Consider the following 23,430-nt stretch of genomic DNA (forward strand, 5'->3'; position numbering starts at 1 on the left):
ATAGGGGGGTAGTGCCATGAACACAGAGAACAACGGCTGGAACACCGCCAATATCATGGATGTGACGATCTATATCCTGGCCAAGATCGTCCAAATCGGATTGATCGGGCTGGCCCTGTATTACCTATGGGTGGTCTTTTGAACAAGGCCCCTGAGTCATCATCAGCAAGTGCAAAAAAGGAGACACCTCATGTTGAAGCGCACCCACGTTTTCGCCCTGGCCGCCATCATTGCCCTGACTGGGGGGCTGACCGCCTGTGGCGGCCCGGATGCACCGGAAAGCCCGACCAACCCGTTTAACGGCACCTATAAGGGCAACGTCTTCCTGGATGGCTATCCGCTTCCGGCCGACCAACCGACCCCGTACATGACGATTGACGGCAAGACGCTGCGGACGTGGGTTGGCCCCGATCGCGAACACGATCGGACTGATGAGTTCAGCTACATCAAGGTCGAGACCTTCAAGAGCGGCAAACCCAAGAAAGTCGCGTTCTACAACGAGTACGACGAGGCCGAGTGGACCTTCGTATCAACCCGTAATGGTACCGGCGGGATCATGGGGCCAGACTGGTCATTCGGGCATTACGTCCCGGTCGACTTCGACCCGGATGCCATTCGGGCAAGGCAAGAGAAGGAGGCGACGCTCGCGACGGAGCGGCAAAAGACCGTGAACAAGGTGGTGGCGTTCGGTAACGCTTGGATGGAGGCGTCAGACACATGCAAAGCCAGGGGCCTCGAAGCCACCGAGGATCAAAGCGTGGACATGGAGATCCTTCGGGCCTGCCTTCAGAAGGTCGATGAATGCGAGAAAGCGCACAAGGCCGAGCACGACATCGAGGGATTCAAGTCCTGCTTTGACGACTGAACCGGCGCGATTCCGCGCCACGCCATGAGGTGACACCATGCGATTTCTGATTCTGTTTCTCGGCCTGGCCGTCCAATCGGCCGCACTGGCCGGCTGGACTGTGGAGTCCCACACGGACGCCATGACCGACGAAGTGAAGAAGAAGGCCACGGTCACGAACGACCTTGGCAACTCCTTTACCATCTACCGGATCGCCCCTGGCGGGGAGGTCTGGGGCAACTTCGCACTCTCCGAGCGGATGGTCGATCAGGTTGATTGGCGCGATCCGCCTATCTTCCGGGTCGACAAGCACGAGCCGCACGATCTGGAGGATGAAAAGAAACTGGATGCCTTGCTGAAAAAGCTCGGGGACTCCGGTGATGTCTACAAGTGGGAGCCCAAGTGGGTCAACTTCTCGATGTGGCACGGCGACCCCGACGAGGGCATTGCGCCGGTGCTGGTCGAGATCATGGAAGGCTCCAAGCTGATCGTCCGCTACCACCTGGGCACGGGTGGCTACAAGGACACCACGTTCACGCTCAAGGGCTCGGCCGATGCGATAGCCGAAGCGGTCGGCATCAGTCCGACCGTCGACCATGCCGAGCAGCAGCGCGTCCAGGCTTTCAAGAACGCCGTCTTGGAGGCGTCCGATCAGTGCAAGCAAGACATGACCTCCATGTCCGATTTCAAGGCGTGCATGATGAAACGGATCAAATGCGTGAAGCAGGCAGACCAAGACATCCAAGTGTTCAAGTCCTGCTTTTACGACTGATAGGAAGGGAGATCGCCATGCGAGAAGCGAACTACCAACGCAAGCCGATCACGGCATTTGAGCCGGGGGACACGCTTTACATCTAGAAGATGGAAGGCGACTTTGCCCTGGCCTACCTGTGCCGCTTCAAGGCATACCGGCGCGGCGTGGTCTCGGCCGAAGTGATCGCCCCGGCCAACACGGCGCGGGTGGGTCGAGCCTACAAGCTCAGATCCGGATCGCCCATCACGGCGCGGCTGAAAGAACTGCAACCTGTGGAGATTCGATCGCCACCACGTCGGTGGCAATCACCGGGTGATCTGGTTTCGCCACAAGGACTGCCCGGCCAACTCTCGATGGGATCGGCTCGGTTTTTCTGCTCGTTGGCGTATTACATCCATTCGCTGAGAGCGTCTGCCTTGGCTTCGGCCAGCCTGGCGTAGAGTGTGCTGCTTCCACATACATAACGCGCCCTCCCGTGTGTTCTTTCCGATTCGTCTTTGGTTGCTAACCAACGATCGACATCAGGTTGTTCCATTGACCAGTAAGAAATCCAAGGACATCAACGTTACTTGCGTAAAGGAACTGCACTGCCGTCAGGCCCAGGAAGAAAACGATAAAAAGAACTGTCCATCGCTTGGTCTTTTTCCGGACTTGCTGCTCCTCCTCTTTCCTTTTTGCAATGCGTTCCTGCTCCAGTCTTTCCTGAAACTCCTGCAGGGATCGTGCGTGTTCTTCGGCACGCCGGATTCGTTCTTCTTCCTGGCGGCGAAGATGCTTTCGGTGCTGGAGGAAAGCCTTTTCCTCTCCGGTTTGATCGTCTGGAGCCTTTTCTTTTAGCTGTTGTTCCCGGTGCGCGTCGTGCCTTTCTTGCGCTTGTCTCTGTCTTTCCTGCTCGGCATTGATCTCCTTTCTTGCCTGCTGTTTCACGCGCTTTCCAACTTCGGCGGGGGCGTTGATGTCTGCGGCAGCTTCTTCTGCCACGTCTTCCAGAAAACGAAGGCCTTCCGGGTAAGCGGGAATCTTGATTGCTCCCGAGTCCAGATATGGTTGGAGGTAGACCTCCAGCACGCGATGCTTGGCTCTCCACGTGACGGCTTCGTTTTGCCATTCGCCCAGAAGGTGCTGAAAACGACTGACTTGCTGTACAAGTGCCTTAGCGCGGGCTTCTTCCTCGTCGGCGCGTTGTTCTTGTTCTCTGGCGCGGTTTTCCTGTTCGGTCGCGAAGTTCATCCATTCTTGGAGGCTATCGGCCCTGGCCCCGGCCAGGGATGCCCAATACATGCTGCCAGCCATAATGTGACCCCCCGTCTGTTTGCGTCGATCCCGTCCGGTTTTGATGTACCACGCTCGGGCGGGTTCGGCAAGTCCGTGCAGTTATGTCAACCACACGTTTTTGACGAGGATGCAGCCATGACTCGACAAGTCAGCCCCGGTTGGGGGGGCGCTGGTATCAGCGCCCGGAGGACAATTCCTGGTCCGGAGCGGTTGATACAGTGGTCCGGGGGCATGGGCTCCAGGCGAGTGCTTTGTTGCAAGTTGGCGAGCACGTACACGAGGCGTTTAGTGTGATCTGAAAGACGTCGCAGCACTCGTTCCGGTCTGCCTTGTCCCGAAGGAGTCGCTTGGCGACGGGAGCCAATGCGGCGACGGGGCTTCCCCATATACCGTCTGGACCTTTTGCCTGTCACGGCCGCGATGCTCCCCTAGGAGTGGATCATCATCGCCAGATCCAGCACGTCCCGGCTTAACATCGAGCGACCGCCTCATCGGTCGGTTGTGTTTACCCGAACACCTAGGCACGTGAACTGAGGAGGGCATTCGTTTATTAAAGTGCATTGTTGTGAACAACGAGGCGGGGTCTTGGTGTCCTACATGGCAGGGATCGTCTTTCAACCAGAAGAAAAAATGTAAAGAGTCTCCCGTTTCAGCGGACCGTGAGGTGAAGCCGGAATAGTTTGACGGCGAGCGTGAAAGGATTAGGGATATGCGCCGAAGGGGTAAAAATAGCGTAGCTGTGGAGGTCCCTCATGGGATCTTCTCCCAGTGCCCTGCGAAAACTTACACAGATCGATTGGGGCGTACGTGTGCCGGGCGCAGTGTTTTGGATCATTGTCTGGCAGTCGGGGCGGTGGCCGCGCGGCTTGAGGAAATGTTTCCGAGGGAGTTAAGAGAGCTGTTGTTTCCGCCCGGGGCCTGTTTGGTGGCGGGTGCTCATGACATAGGAAAAGTTTCACCAACGTTTGTTGCCAAGATCCTGCGCGCACTCGATCCCGCTTGCGGGGTGGGTCCTGACTTGGCTGGAGCCGTCGCAGGCGTTTCTCCCGACATCGAGAGAAACTGGGGTGGGCATGCCGGCGTTAGCCAGTGTGCCGCAGCCAGCATGGGAGCGTCGTCACCTATTCCGGAAATCCTCGGCCAGCATCACGGCTATTCACCCCAGGTCGAGGGCCGGTCTGGAGATGAAGAGTCGTTTGGCGGTCAGGCTTGGCAATGTGAGCGCGAAGCGCTGGTCGAGGCGCTCAAGGAGAGGATGGCCTCTGACTGGCCGGAGCACGTCAATCCCGTTCAGGCCCGCGTTCTTGCGGGCCTGACCACAGTCGCGGACTGGATTGGCTCCGGTCAACACTTCGATGATCCGTCAGATTCGTGGGAAGGAAGGGTGGATCAGGCCGTTCATGACTCAGGTTTCATACCGTTCTCCATCAAAAAGGGGCTGGCATTCGAGGACATATTTCCCTTCAGCGCCAATCAGGCACAGGTCCGGCTTGCAGATGCGGTCGAAGGTCCGGGCGTGTATCTGCTCGAAGCTCCGATGGGAATGGGCAAGACGGAGGCGGCCTTGTATGCAGCCTACCGACAGCTGGCCGCCGGCAAGGCAACCGGTATCTATTTTGCGCTCCCGACCCAGCTGACCTCCAACCGGATTCATGGCCGACTCCGGCGTTTTCTTGAAAAGGTCTTGGAGCCGGGTGATCCCATGGCACATGCCATGCTTCTTCACAGCGGGGCCTGGCTGGTGGAGTCGGAAATGGGTGAGGAGGGGCGCCCGGGTGGCTCCTGGTTCAGCCAAGCGAAGCGCGGACTGTTATTCCCGTTCGCGGTGGGCACCCTCGACCAGGCATTGATGGCCGTGATGAACGTCAAGCATGGTTTCGTTCGGGCGTTCGGCCTGGCGGGCAAGGTGGTGATTCTCGACGAGGTTCACACCTACGACGCATACACGGGGACATTGCTCGATGAGCTGGTCGCCTTTCTCCGTGAGGCGGGATGCACGGTCATCATCCTGACAGCAACCTTGTCCCGGTCACGACGCAATCAGTTATTCGGTGAAGAGGCGCTTCGGGACGATTATCCGCTGGTGACCGGTGCCCCGGGCGCCGGTGACCGTGCGGAGATCCCGCTCGAAAGACCACCGAGCCGACCGGTTGGGCTTGCCTGGCATGGGGAAGAGGCTCCGGTCATCGAGGACGCACTGCAACGTGCGTCCGACGGGCAGCACATCCTGTGGATCGAGAACACCGTAGCCGAGGCCCAGGAGCGTTTCCGGGTGCTCTCGGCGCGCGGCCGGGAGGCCTGCATCGAAGTCGGCCTTCTGCACTCTCGCTTCACCGTGGCCGATCGGGAAAGCCTCGAGGATGACTGGGTTGGCCGTTTCGGGCGGGATGGTCGAGGTGTGTCGCGGCAGTCCGGCTGCATCCTCGTTGGCACACAAGTGCTGGAACAGTCCCTGGATATCGATGCCGATTTTATGGTCACCCGATTCTGTCCAACCGATATGCTGTTCCAGCGGCTGGGTCGTCTATGGCGCCACGAAGGGACGCCACGTCCCGTCGGGAGTCGATGCGAGGCGGCAATGCTGGCCCCCACCCTGACTGATGCGATCCAGAATCCGCCGAAGGCGTTTGATTCCACTGAGTCCGTATACGACGCCTATGTCCTGTGCCGAAGCCTTGGCACCTGGGAGGGCCTTGAGCAGGTCAGTCTGCCTGACGACATCCGGCCGATGATCGATGCCACCTATCAGCCTCGGGAAGAAACCGGGACGATGGCCCGATTACTTCATGAGCTGCACGAAGGGAATCGGCGGAAGACGGGCATCTCGACCATGAGACGGCTTGCCCGGGGAGCCCTTTCACTCGGTGGCAAGACGCAATCCGAGGACAAGGCGGGGACGCGTTATAGCGACATGGAGTCCACCGAGGTGCTCCTGTTGAGCGATATTTTCTCGCATTCCGAGACGCGTGAGACGGTCGTTACCCTGCTTGACGGCAGCCGCCATCGGATTCCATGGGACCGCCACGTTCTGCAAAGGCGTGACTGGCGGGTTCTGAGCGTGCAAATGGCGCGACAGAAAGTGCGAGTGGCCGAGCATCAGGCCCCTCGGGCGCTGCCGGTGCGGCTGTTGGAGCGGTACGGACTGGGAAACTGCTTCTATCTCGGCCATCCGGAAGCGGAAACCTCGTCGTTGCGGATTGGATTGGTGAACGATGCGCGGGAAGTGGTCGGGCTTGACGGTCAAGCGGCCAAAGAGAAGTACCGGACCTTCTATCGCCACGATCTGGGCTATCAGGCCGAACGGAGAAAGGACTGAATCAACATGAGTAATGAATACAACCTGATCGACGAGCCGTGGATCCCGGTCGCGGACCACGGCAGGGTGGGGCTCGGAGAGGTTTTCTCCCGTACGGACATCCGCGCACTGGGTGGCAATCCGATTCACAAGTTGGCCGTCATGAAGCTGCTCCTTGCCATTGCCCAGGCCGCCTGCACGCCCGAAGACGAGGACGATTGGCGAAAGATGGGGCCCGAGGGGCTGGCATCGAACTGCCATGCCTACCTGGAAAAATGGCGTGACCGCTTCTTTTTGTTCGGTGAAGCTCCCTTCCTGCAGATGCCAGCGGTGGAGTCACTGGTCGCCACCCGGACGGAAGCTCGATTGAAGAAGGCCAAGACGCCCGGGCAGAGGAAGCAAGAAATACAGAAAGGCGCACCGAAGCCCTTCGGTGCCGGCTTCTACCCGGATCTTCCCTCGGACAACAACTCGATGCTCTCCCACACCATGCTGGGAAAGGAGCTGGATTCGGGTGAACAGGCCCTCTTCGTCCTGACCCTGATGAACTTCGCCTTTGCCGGGAAGCGGGTCGAGGGAGGAATGACATCCCTTGCCGGCACCGTACTCAGTGACAAGCACAGCGCGCCTGCAGGCCCCGGTCTTGGAGGATTCGTGGGTCAGCTGCACGGGCTCGTGGTGACCGGAGACCTGCGAAAGGATGTCTGGCTGAATATGCTGACCAAGGCACAGATTGAAAAGGCGAACCGGTGGACAGAAGGAGTGGGGCGTCCTGCCTGGGAAGCCATGCCCGCTCACGAGCAGGACGCGCGGGCCAAGGCCATCAGGGAAAGTTACCAGGGATGTCTGGTCGGGGTCTCGCGGTTTGTCTACCTCAAGGAAGGCGGTATCTATTACCTCGATGGCATTCAGTATCCCAAGGTCAGCGAGGGCTGGTTCGAGCCCACCCTGATGCTCGATCAGAGCGACAAGCTGCCGAAAGCGAAATACGTGAACCTGGAAAAACGCCCTTGGAGAGAGCTTCCTGCCTTTCTCTCGTTCCTGGAAAGTGGAAGTACAGCTGGCTTCGAGAACATGGCGCTTCGAGTCGGCGTTCAACGAATGAGTCAGCGGAAAGAGCGACTGTGCGTCTGGACAGGTGGAATTCGGGTCAGCAGTACATCGGGCGATCAGTCGGCCAAGCAGGACGACGACTTTCTCGAATCGACAGTCTGGATTGACGGGGATGACCTCGGCACGGTCTGGCTCGACCACCTCGATCTTGAAATGAAGGGAATGGATAAGCTCGCAAGCACCGTATACGGCTGTGTGCGCAACTATTTTGCAGACCTTCATGCCACGCCTGAGTATGCCGGTGCGCAAGCGGCGCTAGCCTCAAATCTCTTCTGGCAGTTCTGTGAGCGGGATTTCCAGACTCTCGTCGATAACTGCGAGCAAGGGGAGCGCGAGTCGCAGGCCCGAGAGGCATTGAGACACCGCTTTGTGCAGCACGCTCACAAGGTGTTCGACCTGTACGCACCGAGGGAAACAGCTCGGCAATTGGAGGCCTGGGCAAACCGACGGCCAAATGCGCCCGCTGGTTATCTCGAGACTACCGAACGACAACAACCCACGATCCAAGGGGCATGATGATGGAGAATCAAACCACCGAGGAGGCGACCCGGAGCAAGACGAGTGGGCACGAGTCCAGTCGAGGGCACCGTTTCGTAGCTTACCTGCTCGACAGGGCCCGCAATGACAAGGGTATCGCGGCACGGTTCCGGCGGGCGGACAACCCCGCTACGGAGTACCAGGTCTGGGAAGTGCTCGCGGATTTTGGCATCGACCTGGAGTACCGGGATCAGCGACTGCCTTTTGTGACCGTCGGCGCAGCGATGATGCGGGCCCATGCCGAACAGAATGGCGTGCTTTCGATTGGAGCCGGCCTTGCCCACAGCTACCCGGATGGCAAGGAGAGTGCGCCAGCTCGCGCCCGGTTGCGTCGTCTGCTCGCCTGTGACTCCACGGAAGAGGCCTGCGAGGTGCTACGACCGATCCTCACACTGGTGCAGTCCCGTCTGGGCGCGAGGCTCGACTACGGCCGCCTGCTCAATGAACTGAGCTGGTTTCATCGCCATGGCGAGCGGACCCGGGCCCGGTGGGCGCAAGATTTCTTCCGGGGCCATTTCAAGGAAGAGAGGGGCTCATGACAGACGCGCTATACGCCAGTGTTCTTCGACTGGACCGGCGAGCCATCCGGAAACTCGCCATTACCGATCCCTACTCGCTGCACCGAGTCGTGTACAGCCTGTTCGACGATATAAGAACCGAATCGGAAAAGCGCGGACACGACCCCAGCGGAATCGTGTACGCCGATAAGGGCGGCAACCGCCTGGGAAGAACCATTCTTACCCTTTCCGACCGGGCCCCGGCCCAAGGTGTGATTCGGCACGGGGAAGCCTTCGGTGAAGTCGAATCGCGGCCCATTCCCGAGGACTTTCTGCGCCATCCCCGGTATCGATTCGAAGTGGTCGTCAATCCGACGGTCACGAGCGCCGGCAAGCGCGTACCCATCAAGGGACGGGATGCCATCGAGAAGTGGTTCGTCGAGCGCAGCGCAGAGAACTGGGGGTTCTCGGCCCCTGCGCAATCACTTCAGGTCGGGCAGGTGAATGTCCAGCAATTCAAAGGAAAACATGGAAACCACATCACGCTGTCTCAGGCCCAGCTGACCGGTCTGCTTGAAGTCACGGATGGGGCGCGGTTCCGTGAGAGCTTCGCTCGCGGCATCGGGCGGGGGCGTACCTTCGGCTGCGGCCTCCTCCAGATCAGACCGGTGATCGACAATCCGTTCGGCTCCTGAGGGGGCGGGCACCAGCAATCGAGAAAGGAAGAAGTCATGGAAAACAACTCCCTCAAGAACACTCGTATCGAGTTTCACATTCTCCAATCGTTTCCGGTGACCTGCCTGAACCGGGATGACGTGGGCGCACCGAAAACCGCCAACATCGGCGGAGTGACCCGGGCACGGGTTAGTTCTCAGTGTTGGAAACGCCAGGTGAGGCTGGCGCTGCGAGACTTGGGTGCCAAGGCCGGGACACGTACCAAGAAAGTCAAGGAGCTTCTGGTGCCGGCCTGCAAGGCACACGGTGCGGATGAGCAGGCGGCCGAGGCGTTTTCGGATCGTGTTGCGGAAATCCTTACCAAGGACACCTTGTTGTTCATTGGTGACAACGAGGTCGAGGCGTTGGCCCGATACGGCAACTCTATCGACTTCGATACCTCTGGCGTGAAGGAAAAGACACTCTGGAAAGAGGCGAAGAAGGTTCTTGACCAGGATCGGAGCCTGAAGCACCTCAACGCCCTGGACATCGCACTCTTTGGCCGCATGGTCGCCAAGCTGCCCGACATGAACGTCGAAGCAGCGTCCTCTTTTGCCCATGCCATCTCTACCCACAAAGTGGCCAACGAAGTGGAGTTTTTCACCGCTCTCGATGATTACGCCGACCCCGATGAAGAGGCCGAGCACGAGAGCGGCTCGGCCCACATGGGAAGCCTCGAGTTTAATTCAGCAACGTATTACCGGTACGTGAGCCTCGACCTCGGGCAACTGGCAGAGCAGATTCCGGCCGATAACCTTGCCGATGCAGTGGAGTCATTCGTCAAGGCACTGTTCATTGCCGTGCCCGATGCGCGTCAGACGACCATGTCCGGGGCCAGTCCTTGGGATTACGCTCGGGTTCTGGTCCGCAAGGGGCAACGACTCCAGGTGCCGTTCGACCGGCCCGTCCGTGCGCAAGGTCAGGGCTATCTCGAGCCGAGCCTTCGGGAGCTGGACGGTTTCATCGACAGCCGGGAAAAGATGCTCGGCTCCCTCTACGGGAAGCTGGGTGATTATCGCTGGGGTGATCGGGAGGATTTCAGCATTGATGATCTTGTCGGTGCACTGAAGGGCCATGTGGAGGATGCCGCTCCCGTGGAGGAGGCCTGAGGATGGGGGGTCGAAACATGCTCTTGTGGCTGGAGGCCCCCCTGCAGTCGTGGGGTCATGATTCCCGCTTCGGTCGTCGGGACACCCTCGATTTCCCGACCCGATCCGGTGTGACCGGTTTGATCTGCTGTGCACTGGGGGCGGCGGGAGAGCAGCACAAACTGCTCTCCCGCATCGCATCGAGTGATATGCAGGTGGAAGCCTACCCCCGCGCGGATGAACAGGGCCGGCCGGCACCACGGCCTCCGCTGATGCGCGACTTCCACATGGTCGGCAGCGGGTATGACGGCAGCGATCCATGGGAAAGTCTTCTGATCCCCAAGAAAGCGGATGGCACGGCCTCCAGCACAGCAATCAAGATGACCTACCGGTATGCCATTCAGGACATGGCATTCGCTGTCGTGCTGAGCTTGCCCGACGACCTTGCCGAGACCATCGCCAAAGCACTCGTCGAGCCTCGATGGGATGTCTTTCTTGGCAGGAAGAGCTTCGTGCCGACGGAAATGATCTTCCAGGGCATCCACGCGACTCATGACGAGACCCTTTCCGCAGCCCGTGAACTGGCAAGAGCTAAGGGCAGGGCTCCTGCTTTCCGGGTGCTGGAAGGAGAGCATGAGGGAGACGAGGTGATGACCCTCAACGACGTGCCTGTCCAGTTCGGTGAAGACAAGCGCTATCGAGACCGGCGAGTGACCGTGCAGTGGATGACGGAGTAGTCAGCGGTGGCTCGCAACCGACTGATCGTCAAGGTGAGCCGGGAATCGTTGCCCCGAGTCAAGGACAAGTACCCCTTCATCTACCTGGAGCGGGGGCGTCTCGAGGTCGATGACAGCAGCGTGAAGTGGATTGATGCGGACGGACAGGTCATACCCCTACCGGTAGCCACCCTGAACACGCTTCTTCTCGGCCCCGGTTCGACAGTGACCCACGAAGCGGTTAAGACCGCCGTGGCAGCCAATTGCTCGATCAGCTGGGTCGGCGAGGACTCGCTGCTCTTCTACGCGGCCGGCTTCGTACCCACCTCCGATGCCCGCAACATCAAGCGGCAGGTGGAGCTGGCCGCCGATCCGAAGAAGTCTCTGGAAGTCGCTCGAGCGATGTTCCAGCGGCGTTTTCCCGATACCGACCTGAGTGAAAAGACCCTGTCGGCGATGATGGGGATGGAGGGGCACCGGGTTCGTGCCCTTTACCGGGAGAAGGCCGAGTTCTACCAGGTGGGCTGGAAGGGCAGGCGTTTCACGCCGGGCAAGTTCCAGCTCAGTGACACGACGAACCGAATCCTCACCGCCTGCAACGCCGCGCTCTATGGAATCCTCTGCTCCAGCGTGCACGCACTGGGCTACCTTCCTCAAATCGGGTTCATCCACTCGGGGAGCCCCCTGCCTTTGGTTTATGACCTGGCGGACCTTTACAAGGAGCACCTGAGCATCGATCTGGCGTTCCAAATGACCCGGCAGACGGCAGGTCGTTACGACAAGCACGAAGTATCCGCCGAGTTTCGTCGGCGGGCCGTGGAGATTGACTTGCTCGACCAGGTCGAACGGGATATCGAAACACTGCTGGGAGGGAGAAAGCGTGGTCGTGGTCATCGCCAATGATCTGCCGCCAGCTGTCAGGGGGCGGATGAAGCTCTGGTTCAGTGAACCACGCCCCAACGTCTTCGTATCCGGCATCAGGGATGCTGTGTCGAAGACCGTGGTCGACTATCTCGTCGATCACTGCCCACCAGAATCGGGGGTGATGATCTTTCGGTCGATCCCTGAGCCCCCGGGGCATGAGATCCGTACGATTGGACCGACCAGGAAGGATTTGGTGAAGCTTAGCGGGCTACCTCTGGTCGTCGAAACCCTGAAATCCTGAAAATCCCAATATCTTGAGTTGGGCTATTGGCTCTTTAACACTATATTGCTGTCTTCCCCGCGCGAGCGGGGGTGTTTCTCGACGCTTGTAATCGTCCCACTCTGACCGCGCGTCTTCCCCGCGCGAGCGGGGGTGTTTCTCACCGGATGGGCCGGAGCCGGATTATCGGGTAGTCTTCCCCGCGCGAGCGGGGGTGTTTCCGCTCGTTCCTGACTGTCGTCTACCGCCCCAAGGTCTTCCCCGCGCGAGCGGGGGTGTTTCCCGATACGATCGGATCATGTCCGCCGAAAAGGCGTCTTCCCCGCGCGAGCGGGGGTGTTTCTTAAACCCGTTCGATCGAGGATCGGAGGCGGGAGTCTTCCCCGCGCGAGCGGGGGTGTTTCTGGTGCCGCCTAATGCGCGCAACCAATGCACCAGTCTTCCCCGCGCGAGCGGGGGTGTTTCCCTTCTTGGCCGGTTCGCTCGCCGCGGCCTGGCGTCTTCCCCGCGCGAGCGGGGGTGTTTCCCCTCACGCCCGGTCAGTTTTTCCGCAGTATGTGTCTTCCCCGCGCGAGCGGGGGTGTTTCTGGATATCGAAGTCGATATTGACGGCGCGGCCAGTCTTCCCCGCGCGAGCGGGGGTGTTTCCCGGGCGGAAAGCGGCATGATCGACGTGCATCCGTCTTCCCCGCGCGAGCGGGGGTGTTTCCCAAGCAGTCGTGGGTAGCATTCACCGACATTGGTCTTCCCCGCGCGAGCGGGGGTGTTTCCCCGGCGATCGTACATGCGGTTGAAGTTGTTGAGTCTTCCCCGCGCGAGCGGGGGTGTTTCCGATGCCCCGTTGCTCATCCTCGGGTTGACGGCGTCTTCCCCGCGCGAGCGGGGGTGTTTCCTAAGCAAAACGGGCTTCCTGCCCAAATCATGCGTCTTCCCCGCGCGAGCGGGGGTGTTTCTGTATGTGGTTGACGAGCTGGGCGAGCACTTTGGTCTTCCCCGCGCGAGCGGGGGTGTTTCCACCGCGAAGCCTGGGCAGACCCCGACCATCGGGTCTTCCCCGCGCGAGCGGGGGTGTTTCTCCTACTCATTACGCGATGCTCCCGACGTATGCGTCTTCCCCGCGCGAGCGGGGGTGTTTCCTCCGGCGCGGTCACCGAGCGCTGGCGGCTGAAGTCTTCCCCGCGCGAGCGGGGGTGTTTCCGTGAGGTAGTCACCATGATCGAGATGGAGATTGTCTTCCCCGCGCGAGCGGGGGTGTTTCCCAGATCGGCTGCATCGTCTGCCGGCGGGAGCAGTCTTCCCCGCGCGAGCGGGGGTGTTTCCATATTAGTGGCATCCTCAAAAGCATCAGCGGCGTCTTCCCCGCGCGAGCGGGGGTGTTTCTAAGCGTTTGAGCATTAGCGAGCTGGAAGAACAGTCTTCCCCGCGCGAGCGGGGGTGTTTCCACGGGAGTTATCGAGGGCACGCCAGTCACGCTGTCTTCCCCGCGCGAGCGGGGGTGTTTCCCTCACTCGAGAGCCTTCGTTCTCAGATCAGCGGTCTTCCCCGCGCGAGCGGGGGTGTTTCTCCGGCAGGCCGCACCCAGGCCGGGCTGGTTAGGTCTTCCCCGCGCGAGCGGGGGTGTTTCCGACCGACTACGCCGCGAAGCCGAGGGGGTGGAGTCTTCCCCGCGCGAGCGGGGGTGTTTCCGAGGCCGGGGCCGCTGCCGAGTTTACGATGGAGTCTTCCCCGCGCGAGCGGGGGTGTTTCTGTGGCCTCGAAGGTCTTGTTGTCGGAAGTGTCGTCTTCCCCGCGCGAGCGGGGGTGTTTCCCGGCCCCAGAGCGACGTCTCGGTTTGCGTCAGGTCTTCCCCGCGCGAGCGGGGGTGTTTCCTGGTCGACGTGTCACGCAAGGTCCCGGCTATAGTCTTCCCCGCGCGAGCGGGGGTGTTTCCGACCGGGCCGACAACGCCCATGCCGTGCTCAAGTCTTCCCCGCGCGAGCGGGGGTGTTTCTGGCCCGATCACCGTCGAGGCCAACGTCAACGGGTCTTCCCCGCGCGAGCGGGGGTGTTTCCGACTTGAGCGCCGTTGTGGCCGACATGAAGCTGTCTTCCCCGCGCGAGCGGGGGTGTTTCGGGTGCGTATTGCCTTCGCCTCGGTCGGCCTTGGTCTTCCCCGCGCGAGCAGGGGTGTTTCCACCACGTTCGAGGCTAGCTTCGCGCCGTGGTCGTCTTCCCCGCGCGAGCGGGGGCGCCTAGCGACCGATCGCCCCGCTGCCTGCATGATGTATTGGGCGAGGTGTTTCTTTTTATCGGCGCCGCTAGCGCTGGCGTCGACAATAGTGGGGACCATAGTGGGGACTGAGTCAAATTAATCATTTTTTTATATTTTATTTTCAATAAGTTAATGTATTTATGTGGGGCCTGCCTTGGGCACCAGAACCTTCCCTGACGGCTGAAAGGTTTCAGTCGCGCACCACGTGCTTGAGAATGCCGACCACCTGTTCGGGCGTGGTCGCCCAGGCCATGGCGGCGGCGTCGACTTCCTTGAGCGGGTGGATGATGTCCTCGTCGTGCAGGGTGATGTAGGGCGTGCCCAGCGCCGCGGTGTAGCCGGCGTCGAAGGCGGCGTTCCATTGCTTGTACTTGTCGCCGAAGCGCACCACGACCACGTCGGCCTGCTCGATCAGCGTCTTGATGCGGATGGCGTTGACCTGGGCGGACTTGTGGTCGCGCCAGAACTGTTTGGACTCCTCGCCGAGCAGGTCGCCGGCGGCGTCGCTGGCGGCGTGATCGGTGACCGGGCGGGTGAAGGTGATATCCAGACCGGCATCGCGTGCGCCTTGCTCGATCTGTTCGCGCCAGTCGGTGTGGATTTCCCCTGACAGGTAAACGGTAAGGCTCATCGATATCTCCTGGGTCGATTCAATCGGGCAGGTCGGTGACCGCGCCGGTGGAGGCCGAGCTCACGTTCTTCGCGTATTTGGCCAGCACGCCGCGCGGGTAGTTGGGCGCGGGGCGCTGCCAGTTGGCGCGGCGGCGTTCGAGTTCGTCGTTGTCGACGTGCACCTCGATGGTGTCGGCCACCGCGTCGATGGTGATGGTGTCGCCGTCCTCGACCAGCGCGATCGGCCCGCCGTCGAAGGCCTCGGGCGTGATGTGGCCGACGACGAAACCGTGGCTGCCACCCGAGAAGCGCCCGTCGGTGATCAATGCCACTTCCTTGCCCAGTCCGCGGCCCATGATCGCCGAGGTGGGCGAGAGCATCTCGCGCATGCCCGGCCCGCCGCGCGGCCCTTCGTAGCGGATGACCACCACGTCGCCGGCGGCGACGGTGCCATCGAGAATGCGTGCCTGGGCCTCCTCCTCGGAGCCGAACACCCGCGCGGTGCCGGAAAAGCGCGTGCCTTCCTTGCCGGTGATCTTGGCCACCGCGCCTTCCGGGGCGAGGTTGCCCTTGAGCACCCGCAGGTGACTGTCCGCCTTCCGCGGGGCATCCAGTGGCGCGATGATTTCCTGCTCGCTGGGGTAGGGCGCCACCTCACGAAGATTCTCTGCCAACGTGCGGCCGGTCACGGTCAGGCAGTCGCCGTGCAACAGCCCCGCATCGAGCAGCATCTTCATCAGCGGCAGGATGCCGCCGATCTCGACCAGCTCGCTCATCATGTAGTGCCCGGAGGGGCGCAGGTCGGCGAGCACCGGTACGCGCCGGCCGATCTCGGTGAAGTCGTCGAGGGTGAGCGGCACGTCGACCACGTTCGCCATCGCCAGCAAGTGCAGTACGGCGTTGGTCGAGCCGCCCAGGGCGATCGTTACCGTGATGGCGTTCTCGAAGGCCTTGCGGGTCATGATGTCGCGCGGTTTGATGTCCTTGTCCAACAAGTCGAGCACCGCCGCGCCGGCCGCCTCGCTGTCGGCGCGCTTCTCCTCGGAGACCGCGTTCTGCGCCGAACTGCCCGGCAGGCTCATGCCGAGCGCCTCGATCGCCGAGGCCATGGTGTTGGCGGTGTACATGCCACCGCAGGAGCCCGGGCCGGGGATGGCGGTCTTCTCGATGTCTTCCAGGCGTGGCAGGTCGATCTCGCCCTGGGTGTAGGCGCCGACGGCCTCGAACACCGAGACGATGTCGGTGTGGCATTTGCCCGGCAGGATGGTGCCGCCGTAGACGAACACCGACGGTCGATTGAGGCGCGCCATGCCGATCAGGCAGCCGGGCATGTTCTTGTCGCAGCCGCCGATCGCCACCAGCCCGTCGAACCCCTCGCAACCGGCGACCGTCTCGATGGAATCGGCGATCACCTCGCGCGAGACCAGCGAATACTTCATGCCCTCGGTGCCATTGGCGATGCCGTCGGAGATGGTGATGGTATTGAAGATCACGCCCTTGCCGCCGGCGGCGTCCGCGCCGCTGCGGGCGGCGTCTGCAAGCTTGTCGATATGGGCGTTACAGGGGGTGACCTGGCTCCAGGTCGAGGCGACGCCGACCTGTGGTTTTTTGAAATCGGCGTCGCTGAAGCCCACTGCGCGCAGCATCGCCCGACTGGCAGACTTGTTGATGCCGTCGACTACCGGGGCGGAATGACGGCGGCGCGGATCGCTGGCGGGATCGGTCATGCGGTTGCTCCTCAAGGTTGCTGGGGACACCTTAGCAAGGACTCGGCACGACTGGCATGGCGGTGTGTCACACGGCGGATGCTATAACAGGACTGTCGGCGCACGATCAAGCGTCGCGCTGGTCTGAGCGCGCGCCGACCGCCCCGGCTTGCCGATTAGGGCGCTCCGGGAATGAACCAGTAAAGGCTTGAGGTGCCATCATCATGAAAGTGCAGATGTTCAAGTACTGGGAGGCTTTGCGCTCCAGTTTCTGGTTCATCCCGGGGATGCTGGTGGCCGGGGCCGTGGCCCTGGCGGCAGTGGCCGGCCGCGTCGATCGTCTCACGGTGGTCGAGGGCTGGCTGGCCATCGGCTGGTCATTCACGGGTGGGCCGGAAGGCGCCAGCGCGGTGCTGGGCATTATCGCCGGGTCGATGGCCACGATGGCCGGGGTCGTGTTCTCCATGACTCTCGTGACGCTTTCCCTGGCTTCGTCACAACTGGGCCCGCGTCTGCTACGCAGCTTCATGCGCGATCCTCCGACCCAGATCGTGCTCGGGACTTACGTCGCCACGTTTCTCTATTGCGTGCTGGTGGTGCTGACCATTCGCCGTAGCGATGCATACGCCTTCGTCCCGCAGCTATCGGTCACCCTGGGTGTACTGCTGGCCGTGATCAGCCTGGGTATGCTGATCTACTTCATCCACCACGTGGCCATTTCCATCCAGGCGAACCAGGTCATCGCGCGAGTGGGCAGCGAGTTGATCGATGTGTTGGAGAGCCTGTTCCCCGAGACTATCGGCCAGGGACCCGCGGGGAAGTCCGCGGAGATTCCGGGCGCTGCCTTCTTGCGACTGCTGAGCCGCGAGGGCGAGCCGGTTGGCGCATCGGGTGACGGTTACGTGCAATTCGTCGACGCGAGTGCCCTGATGGCCCTTGCTGTGCGGGAGGACGTGGTCATTCGTCTCGAGTGTCCTCCGGGCCACTACGTGGTGGCCGGTCGTTCCTTGCTGCGGGTCTGGCCCGCTGGCCCGCGTGGCGACGAGTTTGCCCGGGAGGTCAACGCGGCCTTTGCCCTGGGCAATCAGCGCACACCCGGCCAGGATATCGAGTCTGCCCTCTTTGAGCTGGTGGAGATTGCCGTGCGGGCGCTGTCACCGGGGATCAACGATCCATTCACCGCTATCGCCTGTGTCGATCGTCTCGGTTCGGCGTTTTGCCGCTTGGCCACGCGAGAAATGCCGTCTCCGTATCGCCAGGACAGCAAGGGGCAGTTGCGGGTGATTGCTCCGTCTCCGAGTTTCCCGACGATACTCGACGCGGGGTTCGACCAGATTCGGCAACACGGGCGAGCCAACGTGGCGGTGAGCATTCGCCTGATGGATACGCTCGAGCTGATCACGGCCTTCGCCCATCGACCGGCCGATCGGGCCGCGCTCTTGCGGCATGCCGACATGATCCGGCGCGGGGCATGGCAGAGCTTCCCCGAGCAAGAGGATCGCGAGGTGCTGGATCAGAGCTATCGGGCAGTCAAGCAGGCGCTCGAGGCCTCGGCGCAGGAAAATTGACTGCCCAAACGGACGAAAGCCCGGCGATCTGCCGGGCCTGGTGGTGGATCGGGGAGGCGGTCAGTGCCGGCCTTCAGCTACCTCTTCGATCAACTTGGCATTGAATGCCGGCAGATCGTTGGGGTTGCGGCTGGTCACCAGACCGTTGTCGACCACGACCTCCTCGTCGACCCAGACGGCGCCAGCGTTCTTCAGGTCGGTCTGGATGCTGGGGTAGGAGGTCACGCGCCGGCCCTGCAGCACGTCGGCCTCGACCAGTGTCCAGCCGCCATGGCAGATCGCGGCCACGGGCTTGTGCTGATCGAAGAAGCTCCGCACGAAGCTGACGGCCTTCTTATTCTGGCGCAACGCGTCGGGGTTCATCACCCCGCCGGGCAACACCAGAGCGTCGAAGTTCGACTCGCTGGCCGAATCCAGCGGTACATCGACATCGAAGGTATCGCCCCACTCGGTGTGTTGCCAGCCTTTCACCCGGCCATCGGCCGGCGAGACGATCTGGGCGGTCGCGCCGGCTTGTTCCAGTGCGCGCTTGGGTTCGGTCAGCTCGACCTGCTCGAAGCCGTCGGCCACGAGCAACGCGACGCGTTTTCCTGTCAGTGTTTCTGCCATGGGTTGCCTCCTCGACAATGGTTGCATAAACGGGGCATGGAGCAGGAGGGTAGAAGACACCCGGCGGCGAGTCAGTTCATCGTCACGCGGCCCTGATGCATCTGCTCCGGTGTTTCACGACCGTCGGCGGGTGGTTGGTTGCCGTGCTCGGTCAGCACGGTCTGAAACGCGTTCTCCCTCGCATCCCGCGCGGTTGTCGGCACAGCTAACCTGCGCCAGGTCTCGCACGCACGCTCACGCCCTCGGGCCGTCCGTTTTCGCTCTCCGACAGCCGCGAGAATGCGTGGCCCGAATCACACGCTTGACCCCTCCAGGGCACGCCCGTAAATGCCGAGGTCGGATTCGCTGTGCAGCACGAAGCGCAGGCGCTGTACCGTTTTCAACGACGGCGCGGCGTCGACCACCGTGTCGATCGCTATTTTCGCGGCCGGTTCTACTGGATAGCCGAAGGCGCCGGTGGAAATGGAGGGAAAGGCCACGCTCCCCAGGCCCGTCTCTTCGGCCCGGGCCAGCGCATTGCGATAGCAGGCGGCCAGCAGTTCGTCGGCCGGCTCGTCCATGCCGTAGACCGGCCCGAGGCAGTGGATCACGTGCGGGTTGGGCAGGTCGTGGCCGCCGCTGATCACCGCCTCCCCGGGGCGGATGGGCGCGAGTGGGGCGCATTCGCGGGCCAGCCCCGGTCCGGCGACCCGGTGAATGGCCCCGGCCACGCCACCGCCGGGCGCGAGTTGCACGTTGGCCGCATTGACCACCGCGTCCATGTCCAGCTGGTCGACGATATCGCCCTGGATGCACTCGATGGTGACGCCTACGATGGTTCGTGATGTCATCGGGATGCCTCGATTGATCGTTGCTCGGGTCTGCTCCAAGCCGACATCGAAAGTGTAGGCAATACCCGAACAACCGTCAGGGAGCGGCAGTTGACCGAGGTTGCACTACGCTTGAGCCGGACCCCGCGAAGGAATCACACGATGCGACGTCTGTTGACGCTCTGTCCGATCGTCTGCTGTCTGCTGCTGTTGCCGCTTGCCGCTCGGGCCGAATTCACCACGTCGGCGCAGACCTTCGTGCTGGACGAACGGGAAATCAGTTACCACGCGCTCGGCGATACGCAGGCGCCGGTGGCGATCGTGCTGGGTGGCGGGCCGGGCTTTTCCAGCTGGAACCTCGAGCCGGTGCAGCATCGACTCGCCGAGCTGGGCTATCGGACCGCGATCATGGACATGCTCGGGGTGGGGGAGAATGCGGTTAGTGGAGACGCGCTGACGGGGCAGGCCCTGCTGGATGCCTGGGTGGCCCAGATCGAAGGCTTGCGGCAGTCATTGGTCGGCGAGGGCCCGGTGGTACTGCTGGGGCATTCCTGGGGTGCGCTGATGGCGCTGCTCTACACGCGCGCTCATCCAGACGCGGTTAACCATCTGGTGCTGCTCAATCCCGTCGATCCGGAACGCCGCGCGATGCGTGATGTGGTGGTGCAGATCGATCGGCGCCGGGCTAGGGAATTGGGCGAGGCCTGGGATGACGAGCGGGCCTGGCAGCAGCAAACGGGCGTAAGCGACGACCCGGCGACGAGGGCGCGTCATCAGATAGAACGCGCGTTACCCAGCTACTTTCTCGATTACGCGCAGGGCCAGCGGTATGCCGAGCAGTTCGATGCCTCGGACTTCTCCGCGACATTGAACATCGAGGGCTGGCGGGCGTACCGGGCCAATCCGGTCGACTACGCGACGATCCGGGAATGGAACATCCCGATTGATTTTATCGGCTGTCGGGACGACCTGTTGATGCCCGAGAGCCTCGCGGCCCTGCAGGCGAACCTGTCGCTGTCGCGGATCGAGGTGCTAACGGGGTGCGTGCACTTCCCGTGGGAGGAAGTGTCAGGGCAATTCACCCAGGCGCTGACATGGAGCGTATCGCGGCCCGCCGGCCAGGAGGCCGACCGCATCCCCTGATTATCAGTCCTCGTTCTTGTTTTCGTTGGCCGAGCCTTCGATGGCGCTGCCGAGGTTCCTGACGTCCTCGCCGAGGCCTTCCATGGTGTTGCAGCCGGCGGTCAGGGCCAGCAGGCCGGCAAGAAAGGTGATGCTGATGAGTCGAGTGATCATGGCTGGATCTCCGTGTGAGGTGTCAGGCGGTCATGTTGAGCGGGGGCATCGTCGGCACGTGTTCGATCGATGCCGCCGCGTTCTGCATTGCCGCGCCGGGGCAAGTGTCATCAAAAAAGCCACGCCGTGTCGGGCGTGGCCTCGATGCGCCCGGATGGTGGAAGGCGTCAATCGTGATCTTGGGCTTCGCCTTCGATCGAGTCACCCAGCTCCTGGGTATCCTGGCCCAAGCCTTCCATCGTGTTGCAGCCGGCCAGCAGCGTGAGAGAGCCTGCCAAGGCAAGCAGCATTGCAATGCGTTTGAGAAAGATGTGAATCATGATTCCGTACCTGTTCCATTTGTTCTCTTCGAATGCTCCGAGCGAATCGGCGAGGTCTCGGAGGTTTGAGCCGAAGATCATGTCGTTGCCGATCCATTCGGATAGTCCTTAGGATAGTGCAACGGCGACAAGGTTCCCCATCCGGTTGCGTCGATTCGGATGAGTAGGCAAGGAGATGGCGTGGAAATACTGCTAATAGGCGTCCTGTTGCTGGCCGGTTTGGCCTTCGGCACCCTGGGGAGCCATTTCTTCGGGGTGCCGCGGGTGGTCGGCTACATCCTGATCGGGATGCTGTTCTCGCCGGATCTGCTGGGCGATCACCTCGGGCTGGATACCGCCCGCTGGACCCAGCCGCTGGTGGCGATCGCCCTGGGCATCGTCGCCTACCTGATCGGCGGGGCGGCCACGATCGGACAACTGCGTCGCCTGGGCGTATCGATCATCACGGCGACCGTCGGCAAGGTCGCCGGTGCGTTCCTGCTGGTGTTCGCCGGGTTCGTCTGGCTGGGCGTGAGCGTGCCGGATCTGCCGGTTTGGGGGGCGCCGCTGGTGCTCGCTGCTCTGGCAACCATCACCGCACCCGCTGCCATCGTCGCGATCATCCATCAATATCGGGCGAGCGGGCCGTTGACCACGGCGCTGCTGGGCATGGTCGCGATGGACGATGCCCTGGGCGTGGTGATCTTCTCCGTCGCACTGGCCCTGCTCGCCGCTGACGGCCTGGCGTCGGCCTTGCCGCTGTTGGCGTGGGAACTGGTCGCGGCGCTGGTGATCGGTGGGGTCGGCGGCTGGCTGATCGAGCGGATCAGCCGCCTGCTGCACGAACACGAGTTGCGCCTGGTTGCACTCATCGGCGCCATCATCCTGCTGGTCGGACTGGCGGAGGCCTGGCATTTTTCCGGACTGCTGGCGGCCATGACGCTGGGTTTTACCGCGCGTTGGTTCGGCGGGGCCCATGCCGAACGCCTGTTCGAGCCGGTCGAGCAGCTCGAGGAGATGGTGTTCGTCCTGTTCTTCACCTTCGCCGGGTTGTACTTCGATCTGTCTGTCGTGGTCGAGCACGGCTGGCTGATCCTGCTGTTCTTCGTGCTGCGTGGGGCAGGGCAGGTCATCGGTTCATGGATCGGCGCTCGCCTGGGTGGGGCGCCGCCGGCGATCGCGAACAACGTCGGCCTGGGCATGCTGCCGCAGGGTGGCGTGGCCGTGGGCATGGCGCTGATGCTCGAGGGGCAGCCGCGCTTTGCCGAGGTGGCGATCCTGGCGATCAACATCATCACGGCAAGCACGCTGCTGACCGAATCGATCGGGGCGTTTGCCGCGCGGTTCGGTCTGAGGCGGGCCGGTGAACTCAACGAGGCCAATGGTGGACACGACGGGGAGCATGACAATGAAGGCAAGTGACTGGTTGAAGGCACATCCGGTAGAGGCGGTAACCCTGTCGCCGGAAGCCTCGCTGCCGGAGGCCGCGACCCGGTTTCTCGAACACCCGGAGGTGCGCGACATCTACGTGATCGACGCGGACGGGCAGGTCTGTGGTCACCTGGGGTTTCGTCGGCTGGCGGGCCTGCTGCTCGCCCATCTGCGGCCCACTCACAGCCGGCGGCAACTGGTCGAGCGGGTGACCACGGGCGTCGTGCGCGAACACATGGACGATCACGTGCTCTGTATGCAACCGGACGAGCGAATCAGCGAGGTGTTCCACCACCACATGGAGCGGCGGGTCGAGGACATCCCGGTGGTCGACGCCGACCGGCGGCTGCTGGGGGTGATCCGGGTCGCGGATCTGCTGCGCCAGGCGATCGATCGACGCGACTAACCCTTGGGTAGCTTGGGCTTTCCGCTGAGGTAGGACGCGGCCGGGTCGACCAGAAAGCGGTCTTCCAATGCCTTGCGCCCCAGCAGCATGCGAAAGCGCATGCTGTCACGGTCGGTCAGGGTCAGCTCCATGGTCTGTTCCTCGCCGCCGATCACCGCCCGGGTGGCGATGACGTAGCGATTCTCGCGGTGCCCGCCGGAATCCGAGATCAGCCGCTGGTCGAGTAGCTCGGCCTCGCAATGAACCACGGTTTGGGCGTCTCGCTGGACTGGGTGCACGGACAGGCGCACCCAGTCGCGGTTGGCGCGACGGAAGGGCTCGATGAAAAAGGCATGCAGGCAGGACGTGCGCGCCCCGGTATCCACCTTGGCCTTGATGCGCGGGATGTTCAGGTCGGGCAGGGCGATCCATTCGCGCCAGCCGAGCCTTCGCAGCCTGTCGCGGTCGTTGTCGTTCATTTCTGGTC

At 62.2% G+C, this 23,430-nt stretch carries 23 protein-coding genes and 1 CRISPR repeat array; of the genes, 15 read left to right on the forward strand and 8 right to left on the reverse strand.

The features are described 5' to 3' along the window. Positions 1 to 16 precede the first annotated feature (16 nt). Genes ABGV18_RS01420 through ABGV18_RS01430 form a run of 3 tightly spaced genes read left to right on the forward strand, consistent with a single transcriptional unit; the run spans position 17 to position 1,616 of the window. On the forward strand, positions 17 to 142 hold the full coding sequence (locus ABGV18_RS01420) for a hypothetical protein (RefSeq protein ID WP_396584496.1): 126 nt from the start codon (positions 17 to 19) through the stop codon (positions 140 to 142). Positions 143 to 190: 48 nt separating this feature from the next. Next, positions 191 to 865, forward strand: coding sequence for a hypothetical protein (locus tag ABGV18_RS01425; protein ID WP_396584497.1), 675 nt, complete (start codon positions 191 to 193; stop codon positions 863 to 865). A gap of 37 nt (positions 866 to 902) precedes the next feature. Beyond that, positions 903 to 1,616: a hypothetical protein gene (locus ABGV18_RS01430; protein WP_396582846.1), complete on the forward strand. Its 714-nt coding sequence runs from the start codon at positions 903 to 905 to the stop codon at positions 1,614 to 1,616. 486 nt (positions 1,617 to 2,102) lie between these two features. Here ABGV18_RS01430 and ABGV18_RS01435 read toward each other — a convergent pair whose 3' ends face one another. Next, positions 2,103 to 2,891, reverse strand: coding sequence for a coiled-coil domain-containing protein (locus ABGV18_RS01435; protein ID WP_396582845.1), 789 nt, complete (start codon positions 2,889 to 2,891; stop codon positions 2,103 to 2,105). 691 nt (positions 2,892 to 3,582) lie between these two features. Here ABGV18_RS01435 and cas3 point away from each other — a divergent pair. Genes cas3 through cas2e form a run of 8 tightly spaced genes read left to right on the forward strand, consistent with a single transcriptional unit; the run spans position 3,583 to position 11,998 of the window. After that, complete coding sequence (gene cas3 / locus ABGV18_RS01440; RefSeq protein ID WP_396582815.1) at positions 3,583 to 6,189, forward strand: CRISPR-associated helicase Cas3'; 2,607 nt, start codon at positions 3,583 to 3,585, stop codon at positions 6,187 to 6,189. A gap of 6 nt (positions 6,190 to 6,195) precedes the next feature. Beyond that, complete coding sequence (casA, locus tag ABGV18_RS01445; protein ID WP_396582813.1) at positions 6,196 to 7,797, forward strand: type I-E CRISPR-associated protein Cse1/CasA; 1,602 nt, start codon at positions 6,196 to 6,198, stop codon at positions 7,795 to 7,797. Beyond that, complete coding sequence (gene casB / locus ABGV18_RS01450; RefSeq protein ID WP_396582812.1) at positions 7,794 to 8,357, forward strand: type I-E CRISPR-associated protein Cse2/CasB; 564 nt, start codon at positions 7,794 to 7,796, stop codon at positions 8,355 to 8,357. The genes casA and casB overlap by 4 nt, the downstream gene beginning before the upstream one ends. Further along, positions 8,354 to 9,010, forward strand: a complete 657-nt coding sequence (cas6e, locus tag ABGV18_RS01455) for a type I-E CRISPR-associated protein Cas6/Cse3/CasE (protein ID WP_396582811.1) — start codon at positions 8,354 to 8,356, stop codon at positions 9,008 to 9,010. Before casB ends, cas6e begins: the two co-directional genes overlap by 4 nt. Positions 9,011 to 9,046: 36 nt before the next feature. Then, entirely contained in the window at positions 9,047 to 10,138 is a 1,092-nt protein-coding gene (gene cas7e / locus ABGV18_RS01460) for a type I-E CRISPR-associated protein Cas7/Cse4/CasC (protein WP_396582810.1), read from the forward strand. A gap of 17 nt (positions 10,139 to 10,155) precedes the next feature. Beyond that, positions 10,156 to 10,854, forward strand: a complete 699-nt coding sequence (cas5e, locus tag ABGV18_RS01465; protein WP_396582808.1) for a type I-E CRISPR-associated protein Cas5/CasD — start codon at positions 10,156 to 10,158, stop codon at positions 10,852 to 10,854. Between the two features lie 6 nt (positions 10,855 to 10,860). Next, on the forward strand, positions 10,861 to 11,736 hold the full coding sequence (gene cas1e, locus ABGV18_RS01470) for a type I-E CRISPR-associated endonuclease Cas1e (RefSeq protein ID WP_396582807.1): 876 nt from the start codon (positions 10,861 to 10,863) through the stop codon (positions 11,734 to 11,736). Beyond that, a complete protein-coding gene (cas2e, locus tag ABGV18_RS01475) occupies positions 11,714 to 11,998 on the forward strand; it encodes a type I-E CRISPR-associated endoribonuclease Cas2e (protein ID WP_396582806.1) in 285 nt (94 codons plus the stop codon). Before cas1e ends, cas2e begins: the two co-directional genes overlap by 23 nt. A 50-nt stretch (positions 11,999 to 12,048) precedes the next feature. Then, a CRISPR array of direct repeats spans positions 12,049 to 14,211; the repeat unit is 28 nt; unit sequence GTCTTCCCCGCGCGAGCGGGGGTGTTTC. 207 nt (positions 14,212 to 14,418) lie between these two features. Here cas2e and ABGV18_RS01480 read toward each other — a convergent pair. Then, positions 14,419 to 14,859 (reverse strand): YtoQ family protein, encoded by a 441-nt coding sequence (locus tag ABGV18_RS01480; RefSeq protein ID WP_396584498.1) that lies wholly within the window; start codon positions 14,857 to 14,859, stop codon positions 14,419 to 14,421. A gap of 19 nt (positions 14,860 to 14,878) precedes the next feature. Beyond that, positions 14,879 to 16,567 (reverse strand): dihydroxy-acid dehydratase, encoded by a 1,689-nt coding sequence (gene ilvD / locus ABGV18_RS01485; protein ID WP_396584499.1) that lies wholly within the window; start codon positions 16,565 to 16,567, stop codon positions 14,879 to 14,881. Positions 16,568 to 16,770: 203 nt separating this feature from the next. On the opposite strand from ilvD, the gene ABGV18_RS01490 reads away from it, so the two are divergent. Beyond that, positions 16,771 to 18,114, forward strand: coding sequence for a DUF2254 domain-containing protein (locus ABGV18_RS01490; protein WP_396584500.1), 1,344 nt, complete (start codon positions 16,771 to 16,773; stop codon positions 18,112 to 18,114). 60 nt (positions 18,115 to 18,174) lie between these two features. On the opposite strand, the gene ABGV18_RS01495 is transcribed toward ABGV18_RS01490, so the two are convergent. Both ABGV18_RS01495 and ABGV18_RS01500 read right to left on the reverse strand, forming a co-directional pair. Next, positions 18,175 to 18,723, reverse strand: a complete 549-nt coding sequence (locus ABGV18_RS01495; protein ID WP_396584501.1) for a DJ-1/PfpI/YhbO family deglycase/protease — start codon at positions 18,721 to 18,723, stop codon at positions 18,175 to 18,177. A 293-nt stretch (positions 18,724 to 19,016) separates the two neighbouring features. Next, positions 19,017 to 19,553, reverse strand: coding sequence for a macro domain-containing protein (locus ABGV18_RS01500; RefSeq protein ID WP_396584502.1), 537 nt, complete (start codon positions 19,551 to 19,553; stop codon positions 19,017 to 19,019). 141 nt (positions 19,554 to 19,694) lie between these two features. Here ABGV18_RS01500 and ABGV18_RS01505 point away from each other — a divergent pair, with 141 nt between their 5' ends. Beyond that, positions 19,695 to 20,675 carry an alpha/beta fold hydrolase gene (locus ABGV18_RS01505; protein WP_396584503.1) on the forward strand — a complete coding sequence of 327 codons (981 nt, stop codon included), beginning with the start codon at positions 19,695 to 19,697 and terminating at the stop codon, positions 20,673 to 20,675. A gap of 3 nt (positions 20,676 to 20,678) precedes the next feature. Here ABGV18_RS01505 and ABGV18_RS01510 read toward each other — a convergent pair whose 3' ends face one another. Together ABGV18_RS01510 and ABGV18_RS01515 are read right to left on the reverse strand one after the other, a co-directional pair. Beyond that, the gene (locus ABGV18_RS01510; protein WP_396584504.1) at positions 20,679 to 20,828 is read right to left on the reverse strand and encodes an entericidin A/B family lipoprotein; all 150 of its coding nucleotides are present in this window, start codon (positions 20,826 to 20,828) and stop codon (positions 20,679 to 20,681) included. A 167-nt stretch (positions 20,829 to 20,995) separates the two neighbouring features. After that, positions 20,996 to 21,229 (reverse strand): hypothetical protein, encoded by a 234-nt coding sequence (locus tag ABGV18_RS01515; RefSeq protein WP_396584505.1) that lies wholly within the window; start codon positions 21,227 to 21,229, stop codon positions 20,996 to 20,998. A 99-nt stretch (positions 21,230 to 21,328) separates the two neighbouring features. On the opposite strand from ABGV18_RS01515, the gene ABGV18_RS01520 reads away from it, so the two are divergent. Further along, positions 21,329 to 22,549 (forward strand): cation:proton antiporter domain-containing protein, encoded by a 1,221-nt coding sequence (locus ABGV18_RS01520; RefSeq protein ID WP_396584506.1) that lies wholly within the window; start codon positions 21,329 to 21,331, stop codon positions 22,547 to 22,549. Then, positions 22,530 to 22,964, forward strand: coding sequence for a CBS domain-containing protein (locus tag ABGV18_RS01525; RefSeq protein WP_396584507.1), 435 nt, complete (start codon positions 22,530 to 22,532; stop codon positions 22,962 to 22,964). Before ABGV18_RS01520 ends, ABGV18_RS01525 begins: the two co-directional genes overlap by 20 nt. On the opposite strand, the gene ABGV18_RS01530 is transcribed toward ABGV18_RS01525, so the two are convergent. Then, positions 22,961 to 23,422, reverse strand: coding sequence for a putative ATP-dependent zinc protease (locus ABGV18_RS01530; RefSeq protein ID WP_396584508.1), 462 nt, complete (start codon positions 23,420 to 23,422; stop codon positions 22,961 to 22,963). The two genes, ABGV18_RS01525 and ABGV18_RS01530, sit on opposite strands and share 4 nt — an antisense overlap. Between the last annotated feature and the right edge of the window lie 8 nt (positions 23,423 to 23,430).

The organism is Guyparkeria halopsychrophila (assembly GCF_044582135.1).
Taxonomy (GTDB): Bacteria; Pseudomonadota; Gammaproteobacteria; order Halothiobacillales; family Halothiobacillaceae; genus Guyparkeria.

Excerpts from the sequence above, each read along its gene's own strand:
- ABGV18_RS01510 (WP_396584504.1), bottom strand. The coding sequence starts at position 20,828 with ATGATCACTCGACTCATCAGCATCACCTTTCTTGCCGGCCTGCTGGCC.
- cas7e (WP_396582810.1), top strand. The coding sequence starts at position 9,047 with ATGGAAAACAACTCCCTCAAGAACACTCGTATCGAGTTTCACATTCTC.
- ABGV18_RS01425 (WP_396584497.1), top strand. The coding sequence starts at position 191 with ATGTTGAAGCGCACCCACGTTTTCGCCCTGGCCGCCATCATTGCCCTG.
- casB (WP_396582812.1), top strand. The coding sequence starts at position 7,794 with ATGATGATGGAGAATCAAACCACCGAGGAGGCGACCCGGAGCAAGACG.
- ABGV18_RS01515 (WP_396584505.1), bottom strand. The coding sequence starts at position 21,229 with ATGATCTTCGGCTCAAACCTCCGAGACCTCGCCGATTCGCTCGGAGCA.
- ABGV18_RS01490 (WP_396584500.1), top strand. The coding sequence starts at position 16,771 with ATGAAAGTGCAGATGTTCAAGTACTGGGAGGCTTTGCGCTCCAGTTTC.
- ABGV18_RS01495 (WP_396584501.1), bottom strand. The coding sequence starts at position 18,723 with ATGGCAGAAACACTGACAGGAAAACGCGTCGCGTTGCTCGTGGCCGAC.
- ABGV18_RS01505 (WP_396584503.1), top strand. The coding sequence starts at position 19,695 with ATGCGACGTCTGTTGACGCTCTGTCCGATCGTCTGCTGTCTGCTGCTG.
- cas3 (WP_396582815.1), top strand. The coding sequence starts at position 3,583 with ATGCGCCGAAGGGGTAAAAATAGCGTAGCTGTGGAGGTCCCTCATGGG.
- ABGV18_RS01430 (WP_396582846.1), top strand. The coding sequence starts at position 903 with ATGCGATTTCTGATTCTGTTTCTCGGCCTGGCCGTCCAATCGGCCGCA.
- cas6e (WP_396582811.1), top strand. The coding sequence starts at position 8,354 with ATGACAGACGCGCTATACGCCAGTGTTCTTCGACTGGACCGGCGAGCC.
- ilvD (WP_396584499.1), bottom strand. The coding sequence starts at position 16,567 with ATGACCGATCCCGCCAGCGATCCGCGCCGCCGTCATTCCGCCCCGGTA.
- ABGV18_RS01435 (WP_396582845.1), bottom strand. The coding sequence starts at position 2,891 with ATGGCTGGCAGCATGTATTGGGCATCCCTGGCCGGGGCCAGGGCCGAT.
- ABGV18_RS01500 (WP_396584502.1), bottom strand. The coding sequence starts at position 19,553 with ATGACATCACGAACCATCGTAGGCGTCACCATCGAGTGCATCCAGGGC.
- cas5e (WP_396582808.1), top strand. The coding sequence starts at position 10,156 with ATGCTCTTGTGGCTGGAGGCCCCCCTGCAGTCGTGGGGTCATGATTCC.
- ABGV18_RS01530 (WP_396584508.1), bottom strand. The coding sequence starts at position 23,422 with ATGAACGACAACGACCGCGACAGGCTGCGAAGGCTCGGCTGGCGCGAA.
- ABGV18_RS01525 (WP_396584507.1), top strand. The coding sequence starts at position 22,530 with ATGACAATGAAGGCAAGTGACTGGTTGAAGGCACATCCGGTAGAGGCG.
- ABGV18_RS01420 (WP_396584496.1), top strand. The coding sequence starts at position 17 with ATGAACACAGAGAACAACGGCTGGAACACCGCCAATATCATGGATGTG.
- casA (WP_396582813.1), top strand. The coding sequence starts at position 6,196 with ATGAGTAATGAATACAACCTGATCGACGAGCCGTGGATCCCGGTCGCG.
- ABGV18_RS01480 (WP_396584498.1), bottom strand. The coding sequence starts at position 14,859 with ATGAGCCTTACCGTTTACCTGTCAGGGGAAATCCACACCGACTGGCGC.